The sequence below is a fragment of the Leucobacter soli genome (genome assembly GCF_042659205.1).
GTDB lineage: Bacteria > Actinomycetota > Actinomycetes > Actinomycetales > Microbacteriaceae > Leucobacter > Leucobacter soli.
In genome coordinates, this window is sequence record NZ_JBHSRW010000492.1 from 1 (window position 1) to 571 (window position 571).

General features: G+C 73.7%; 1 pseudogene. It reads right to left on the reverse strand.

Annotated features, from left to right (window positions below):
- Window positions 1-571 (reverse strand): annotated as a pseudogene (locus ACFPZL_RS14135) (hypothetical protein); the annotation flags it as partial.

The following is a 571-nucleotide window of genomic DNA, read 5'->3' on the forward strand; positions in this document are numbered from 1 at the left end:
CGAAGGCGTTCCGAACGCGGGGGGAGCGCGCCCTGCTCGCCGAGCACGCGCTCGATCCATCCGGCGATCTCCCGATCCTGCGGCGGGGCGACCGGCCGACCGCCGCCGGCGTTCCCGTCGCTGCGGGTGCTGCTCCCGTCGCCCTCGCTGCTGCCGTCTTCCCCGAGGTAGACCTTGTAGCCGTTGTCGCCCGGGGGATTGTGGCTGGCGGTGATCATCACTCCGGCGGCGGCACCGAGGCGTCGTACGGCGAAGGCGAGGACCGGCGTCGGTGCCGACTCCGGGAGCAGGAGCACGTCGAGCCCGGCGCCGGCGAACGTCTCGGCGGCATCGCGGGCGAATACGTCGCTGTTCAGGCGCCCGTCGAAGCCGACGACCACGGTCGGCGGTTCCGACGAGGTGCCGTGCGGATCCCGATCGGTTCGCGGACCCGGGGCGGCGTGCGCCGGCGCCGATGCCGTGGTCCGTGCGTTCATCTGCCGATCCGGCTGCTCCGATTGTTCCTGCTGCGCTCGCCGCGCGAGCAGGAAGGCCGCCAGGCCGGCGCTGGTCTGCGCGACGACGAGCCGGT